Below are 6,246 nucleotides of genomic sequence, written 5' to 3'. Positions count from 1 at the left end.
TCTTGATGTCGTGCTGCACGAGGCCCATCAGGCCGGCGAGCAGGGCCGTGAGCGCGCCGACGAACAGCACGACCTCGAGAGCGAACCCGCTCGCGGCGAACAGCGGCAGGGACCGCGCCACCAGGTAGACGCCCGCGGCGACCATCGTCGCGGCGTGGATGAGCGCCGAGGCCGGCGTGGGCCCCGCCATCGCGTCGGGGAGCCACACGTGCAGCGGCACCTGCGCCGACTTTCCCATCGCGCCGGCGAGCAGCAGCAGCGATGCTGCAGTGAGCGCCGCCGGCGCCCAGTTCGGGATCGAGCCGAACACCTCGGTCATCTCGAACGAGCGCGTCTGCGTCCAGATGACCGCGAGCCCGAGCGCGAAACCCACGTCGCCGATGCGGGTGGTCAGGAACGCCTTGACCGCCGCCTTGCGCGGCGCCTCCTGCTCGTGCCAGAAGCCGATCAGCAGGTACGAGCACAGCCCCATGAGTTCCCACATCACGTAGAGCATCAGGTAGTTGTCGGCGAGCACGAGCGCGAGCATCGCGGCGGTGAACAGCGACAGCACCGCGAAGTACCACCCGCGCCGCGGGTCGGTGCGCATGTACTCGAGCGAGTAGACCTGCACGGCCGCGCCCACGAGCGTGACCACGACGAGCATGATCGCGGCGGTCACGTCGAGCGCGAACCCGAGGCCGAGGGACGATCCCGCCACCGACGCGAGCGGGAACCGCCGGTGCCAGACCGGGTCGGCGACGCCGAGCACGGCCGGGTCGGACAGCGCGGCCGACTCGCCCACGGCCTCCGCAGCCCCGGCGGCCGCCTCCGCGGCGTGCGGCTCGGGCGCCGGCGTCGCGGCGTACACCTGCGTGAACGCCGCGCACGCGAGCACCAGCGCGAGCACGATGGCCGCGGGCGCGATCCACAGCGCCTTGGTGCGCACCGTGCGCGACATCGGCGTGAGCAGCGCGAACGCGGCGGCGGGAAGCGCGGGTATCGCCAGGATCCAGTCCACGCCTCAGCCCTTCAGCCGGTTCATCGCGGCCACCTCGACCGAGCGCGTCGCGCGGTAGAGCGCGAGCACCAGCGCGAGCCCGAGCCCGATCTCGGCGGCCGACACGACCATCGAGAAGACCGCGAACATCTGGCCGGCCATGGTCGCGGGCGTCACGAACCGCGAGAAGGCGACGAGGTCCACGTTGACGGCGTTGGCCATCAGCTCGAGCGACATGAGCACGAGCACCGCGCTGCGCTTGGACAGCGCGCCGTACAGCCCGATGAAGAAGAGCACCGCGGACAGCGCGAGGAAGTGATGCAGCCCCACCGTCACTCAGTCCTCGCCTCCCCTGGTCCACCAGACCGCCGCCACGAGCGCCGCGAGCAGGACCACCGAGGCGACCTCGAACGGCAGCGCCCAGGTCGTGAGCATCACGCGCCCGAGGTCGGCCGTGCCCGGAGCAGCCGCCGGCATCACGGCCGCCGGCGCCGCGAACCCGCGGACGCCCACGAGTACGATGCCGAGCAGGAGTGCGGACAGCGCGCCCGCCCCCATCGAGGCATCGAGCGGCCGTAGCGCGTCCTCGCGGCTGCGCAGCGTGAACATGATCGTGAACAGCAGCAGGATCGTGACCGCGCCCGCGTACACCATGATCTGCACGAGCGCGAGGAACTCGGCGGCCAGCAGCAGGAACAGCCCGGCGACCGCGAGCATCACGCCGAGCAGCCAGAACGCCGCGTGCACGACGCTGCGCGTGGAGATCGTCTGGATGGCGCAGAGCAGCGCGGCTGCGGCGAGCAGCCAGAAGGCGATGCCGTTGACGGTCTCAGCCATCGCTCGCCTCCTCCAAGGCGGCCGCGCCACGCCCTTCGTCGCTGGTGCTCGGCGCAGAGGGCGCGCCTGCGCAGGCTCCTTCGGGCTCGCCGTCGGCCACTTCCCCTGTCGCAGCATCAGGCGGAGGCGCGGCGGGTTCCGCGCGCTTCCCGCTCGCAGCGTCCACGTCGGCCAGCAGGGTGCACGTGAGCGCGGCGGTGTCGGTGGTCGCGAGTTCGTAGTCGTCACCCATCGCGAGCGCCGAGAACGGGCACGCTTCGACGCACAGCCCGCACAGCATGCACGCGCCGACCTCGTAGAAGAAGCCGTCGATGTGCTTGGTCTTGTCAGGGCGCGTGGTGGAGCGCAGGCCGAGCACGCCGTCCGGGCACGCGCGCACGCACGCCTGGCACGCGGTGCACTTCGGCGCGCCGGCCTCGTCCATCAGCGGGATGACCGCCCACCGCGCGCGCGACGGCAGTTCGACGCGCTCGTCGGGGTACTGCACCGTGATCGGGCCGCGCACGAGGTTCTTGAACGCGATCGACAGGCCCTTGAGGATGCCGGCGTCCCAGGCCATCGCCTACAGCACCCCGCTCGTGAGCCACACGGCCGCGCCCGTGAGCATGATCCACACGAGCCCGGCGGGGATGAGCCGCTTCCAGCCGAACGCGAGCAGCTGGTCGATGCGCATGCGCGGCAGCGTCCCGCGGATCCACATCAGCACGAAGATCATCGCGTACGTCTTGGCGAGGAACACGCCGACGTCCGCCCAAGCGGGCAGGTCGGCCGAGACCCACGGCAGCATCCAACCGCCGAAGAACACCGTGACCGCGAGCGCCGAGACCACGAACGAGTTGCTGAACTCGGCGAGGAACAGGAAGGCGAACTTCATGCCCGAGTACTCGTTCGCGAACCCCTCGATCAGCTCGGACTCGGCCACGGACATGTCGAACGGCGTCTGGTTCAGCTCGGCGAGCGCCGCGATGAAGAACAGCAGGAACGCCCCGAACTGCGGGAAGAGGTACCACCGCGGCAGGAACGCCGGCAGGATGCCGGGCACCGGGGTCCACAGGCCCGCCTGCGCGCGCACGAACTCGGCGAGGTCGAGCGTGCCGGCGAGCATGACGGGTCCGATGAGCGCGAGCAGCAGCGGCACCTCGTAGGCGATCTGCTGGGCCGACGCGCGCATGCCGCCGAGCAGCGACCACTTGCTGTTCGACGCCCACCCCGCCATGAGGACGCCCACCGGCACCACCGACAGCGCCGCGAGCACCCACAGGGCGCCGGTCTCGAGCGGGGCGAACGCGAGCTTCTCCGAGAACGCGAGCGGCAGGTACGCCGCGAACGACGGTACGAACACGACCAGCGGCGCCAGCCGGAAGAGCCACACGTCCGTGGCGGCCGGGTCGAAGTCCTCCTTGGTGAGCAGCTTGAGCACGTCCATCGGCGTCTGCAGCACGCCGTGCCAGCCGGTCCGCATGGGCCCCAGGCGCAGGTGGAAGTGGCCGAGCACCTTGCGCAGCATGTAGATCAGCACGACGCCGTTCGTCAGCAGCAGCGCGAGCGCGACGAGCGCGCCGATGAGCACGCGGCCGATCACCGGTCGATCTCCCCGAGAACGATGTCGAGCCCGCCCACCGTCACGACCGCGTCGGCGATGAGGCAGCCGGGCAGGACCTCGTCGACCACCGAGAGGTTGTACAGCGCCGGCGGGCGCACGCGCACGCGGTACGGCAGGTCGGAGCCGTCCGACACGACGTGGATCCCGAGCTCGCCGCGCGGCGACTCCACGCACGCGTACGCCTCGCCCGCGGGCGGACGCAGCACTTTGGGCACCTTCGCGGTGAAGTCGCCCTCGGGCATGCCGTCGAGCAGCTGCCGCACGATCTCCACCGACTGGCGCATCTCGCCGAGGCGCACCATCCAGCGGTCCCACAGGTCGCCCACGGTGCCGAGCGGCACCTCGAACACGAGGTCGGGGTACGGGCCGTACGGGACGGTCCGGCGCACGTCCCACGGCACGCCGGCAGCGCGCAGGTTCGCGCCGGTCATCCCGAACGCGAGCGCGGTGTCTGCGCCGATGGTGCCGATTCCCTTGATACGCTCCTGGAAGATGCCGTTGCCGGTGAGCAGGCCGTCGTACTCGTCCAGGTACTTCGGGAATGTGGTGAGAAACGCACGGATGAGCGGCTCGGCCTCGCTCGGCAAGTCGGCGACGACACCTCCGGGGCGGATGTAGTTGAACATCATGCGCGCACCCGAGACCGCCTCGAAGATGTCGAGCAGCGCCTCGCGGTCACGTACGCAGTACAGGAACGGCCCCATCGCGCCGGCGTCCATGCCGAAGGTCCCGAGCCACAGCAGGTGACTCGACAGGCGGTTGAGCTCGGCCATCAGCGCGCGGATCCACTGCGCCTTCCTCGGCACCTCGATGCCGGCGAGATCCTCGACCGCCAGCGCCCACGCCCACTCCGAGTGGAAGCTCGAGATGTAGTCGCTCCGGTCGAGCAGGGTCTGCACCTGGTTGTAGCGGCGGTGCTCGGCGAGCTTCTCGATCCCGCGGTGCAGATACCCGAGCGACGCCTCGGCCGCCACGACCTCCTCGCCGTCGAGCTCGAGCAGGATGTGCAGCACGCCGTGCGTCGACGGATGCTGGGGGCCCATGTTCACGATGAGGTGCTCCGTGGCCAGCTCGTCGACGCCCTTGGGCACGCGGCGCAGGCCGGCCGGCAGCACGCCGGCGCTGTAGGCGCCCTCGGCGGGGAATGCGGCCGCGACGGATGACGAGTCAGTCATCCGGACCGCCCTCCACCGCGCCGGGCGCTTCGTCGCGCACGATGCCCGGGCGCGCGACCGCGCGCCGTTCGCGCACCGGCACGGACTTGCGAAGCGGCGGCTCGCCGATCTCGTCGGTCGTCAGCAGACGCTTCGGGTTCGGATGGCCCGCGAGCGTCACGCCGAACATCTCGGCGATCTCGCGCTCCGGGTACAGCGCCGCCGGGAAGACCTCCCACACACTCGGCAGCACGCCGTCGTACGGCAGCGCCGCGCGCAGGTACGCATCGCGCACCGGCGCCATCTGCCGGACGTGCCAGGTGACCTCGAGCGCGTCGCCGGTGTCGGCGCCGAACTCATCGACGAAGAACGTGAAGCCGGCGGTCTTCAGCATCGCGAGTGCGGGCGCCGCGTCGGCCGCCTCGATGCGCCCGAGCGCGCCGAACCGCTCGCCGCTCACGATCGCGACGACACCCGCGTCGACGAGCAGGCGGCTAAGCTCGGTCGCGTCGAGCGGCACGGCGCTCCTCCGTCTGCCGGCGGATCTTCTCCTGCAGTTGCATGAATCCATACTGCAGCGACTCGGGCCGCGGCGGGCAGCCCGGCACGTAGACGTCGACCGGCACGACCTGGTCGACGCCGAGGAGCACGTTCGGATACTCCCGGAAGGGGCCGCCCGTCGACGCGCACGCGCCCATCGCGATGACCCACTTCGGGTTCGGCATCTGCTCGTAGAGCCGCTTCACGGTGTGCGCCATCTTCTTGTTCACCGTGCCGGCCACGATCATCACGTCGGACTGCCGCGGGCTGCCGCGGTGGAAGATCCCGAACCGGTCGAAGTCGAACCGAGGCCCGCCGGCATGCATCATCTCGATGGCGCAGCACGCGATGCCGAACAGCAGGTACCACAGCGAGTACCGGCGTGCGGTGTCGAAGAGCTGCTCGCTGCGGATGAAGAGCACCGAGTGCTCGCCGGTCAGGCGGTCTAGCGCCACGTGAGCGCGCCCTCCCTCCAGGCGAACGCGAGGCCCGCCGCCAGGATCGCGACGAACAGCGCCATCTCGGCGAGCACGAACGGCCCGAGCGTCCCGTACGCGACCGCCCAGGGGTAGAGGAACGCCGTCTCGATGTCGAAGACGACGAAGAGCAGCGCGTAGACGTAGTACCCGATCTTGAACTGCACCCAGGGCGGGCCGACGGGGTCCGAGCCGCACTCGTACGGGCCGTACTTCTCCTCGCCCTTCGTCCGATGCTGGAAGATGAGCGAGAAGAGCAGCGCCGCGACCACGAAGGCCGAGCCGAGTAGGACGAAGACGGCTATCGCGAGTTGTCCTTGCATATGGCTCCCTGTGTATCACGAACGCCCGAGACGCACCCGTTCGCCCCTGCCCCGCGGAGCGCCACGGATACATACGAAACGAGGACCGCAGCCCCCGCGCGCGTGCTATGGAGCCGCCCAAGGGAGTCGAACCCTCAACCTACGCATTACGAGTGCGTTGCTCTGCCATTGAGCTAAGGCGGCGTAGTGAAGCGATATTCTACACACCAGAGGCGGGCGCGCCACCCCCGGCTCCGCCGCCGCCTCCGCGACCGCGCCGCCGCCGCCTGCGACGGCCGCCACCGGGGGTCTGACCGCCGCCCTCGCCGCCGCCGTGCGCGGAGCCGTCCTGGGG

At 70.6% G+C, this 6,246-nt stretch carries 9 protein-coding genes, 1 tRNA gene and 1 pseudogene; all 11 read right to left on the bottom strand.

The features are described 5' to 3' along the window. Nucleotides 1–1,000: NADH-quinone oxidoreductase subunit L (locus FDZ70_05400; GenBank protein TLM77489.1), on the bottom strand; the 1,000-nt coding region annotated here is incomplete at its 3' end. A 3-nt stretch (nt 1,001–1,003) separates the two neighbouring features. Further along, the gene (gene nuoK / locus FDZ70_05395; GenBank protein ID TLM77488.1) at nt 1,004–1,315 is read right to left on the bottom strand and encodes an NADH-quinone oxidoreductase subunit NuoK; all 312 of its coding nucleotides are present in this window, start codon (nt 1,313–1,315) and stop codon (nt 1,004–1,006) included. After that, nucleotides 1,316–1,933 carry an NADH-quinone oxidoreductase subunit J gene (locus FDZ70_05390; GenBank protein ID TLM77487.1) on the bottom strand — a complete coding sequence of 206 codons (618 nt, stop codon included), beginning with the start codon at nt 1,931–1,933 and terminating at the stop codon, nt 1,316–1,318. Next, nucleotides 1,809–2,375, bottom strand: coding sequence for a 4Fe-4S dicluster domain-containing protein (locus tag FDZ70_05385; GenBank protein ID TLM77486.1), 567 nt, complete (start codon nt 2,373–2,375; stop codon nt 1,809–1,811). The genes FDZ70_05390 and FDZ70_05385 overlap by 125 nt, the downstream gene beginning before the upstream one ends. A gap of 3 nt (nt 2,376–2,378) precedes the next feature. After that, nucleotides 2,379–3,593 (bottom strand): NADH-quinone oxidoreductase subunit H, encoded by a 1,215-nt coding sequence (locus FDZ70_05380; protein TLM77485.1) that lies wholly within the window; start codon nt 3,591–3,593, stop codon nt 2,379–2,381. Then, nucleotides 3,395–4,594 carry an NADH-quinone oxidoreductase subunit D gene (locus FDZ70_05375; protein ID TLM77484.1) on the bottom strand — a complete coding sequence of 400 codons (1,200 nt, stop codon included), beginning with the start codon at nt 4,592–4,594 and terminating at the stop codon, nt 3,395–3,397. Before FDZ70_05375 ends, FDZ70_05380 begins: the two co-directional genes overlap by 199 nt. Then, nucleotides 4,587–5,144, bottom strand: coding sequence for an NADH-quinone oxidoreductase subunit C (locus FDZ70_05370; GenBank protein ID TLM77483.1), 558 nt, complete (start codon nt 5,142–5,144; stop codon nt 4,587–4,589). The genes FDZ70_05375 and FDZ70_05370 overlap by 8 nt, the downstream gene beginning before the upstream one ends. Then, a complete protein-coding gene (locus tag FDZ70_05365) occupies nt 5,068–5,589 on the bottom strand; it encodes an NADH-quinone oxidoreductase subunit B (GenBank protein ID TLM77490.1) in 522 nt (173 codons plus the stop codon). Before FDZ70_05365 ends, FDZ70_05370 begins: the two co-directional genes overlap by 77 nt. Continuing rightward, nucleotides 5,559–5,912 carry an NADH-quinone oxidoreductase subunit A gene (locus FDZ70_05360; protein ID TLM77482.1) on the bottom strand — a complete coding sequence of 118 codons (354 nt, stop codon included), beginning with the start codon at nt 5,910–5,912 and terminating at the stop codon, nt 5,559–5,561. The genes FDZ70_05365 and FDZ70_05360 overlap by 31 nt, the downstream gene beginning before the upstream one ends. 108 nt (nt 5,913–6,020) lie before the next feature. Continuing rightward, nucleotides 6,021–6,095: transfer RNA gene (locus FDZ70_05355), tRNA-Thr, on the bottom strand. A 40-nt stretch (nt 6,096–6,135) separates the two neighbouring features. Then, nucleotides 6,136–6,246: pseudogene (locus FDZ70_05350) on the bottom strand (RNA-binding protein).

Source organism: Actinomycetota bacterium, assembly GCA_005774595.1.
Taxonomy (GTDB): domain Bacteria; phylum Actinomycetota; class Coriobacteriia; order Anaerosomatales; family D1FN1-002; genus D1FN1-002.
The sequence above is the reverse complement of the archived record's forward strand: the minus strand, read 5'-3'. Positions and strand labels throughout refer to the sequence as shown.

Bases quoted from the DNA above. Each gene is read 5' to 3' on its own strand.
- FDZ70_05385 (TLM77486.1), bottom strand. From the start codon at position 2,375: ATGGCCTGGGACGCCGGCATCCTCAAGGGCCTGTCGATCGCGTTCAAG.
- FDZ70_05375 (TLM77484.1), bottom strand. From the start codon at position 4,594: ATGACTGACTCGTCATCCGTCGCGGCCGCATTCCCCGCCGAGGGCGCC.
- FDZ70_05370 (TLM77483.1), bottom strand. From the start codon at position 5,144: ATGGATTCATGCAACTGCAGGAGAAGATCCGCCGGCAGACGGAGGAGC.
- FDZ70_05360 (TLM77482.1), bottom strand. From the start codon at position 5,912: ATGCAAGGACAACTCGCGATAGCCGTCTTCGTCCTACTCGGCTCGGCC.
- FDZ70_05390 (TLM77487.1), bottom strand. From the start codon at position 1,933: ATGCTGCGACAGGGGAAGTGGCCGACGGCGAGCCCGAAGGAGCCTGCG.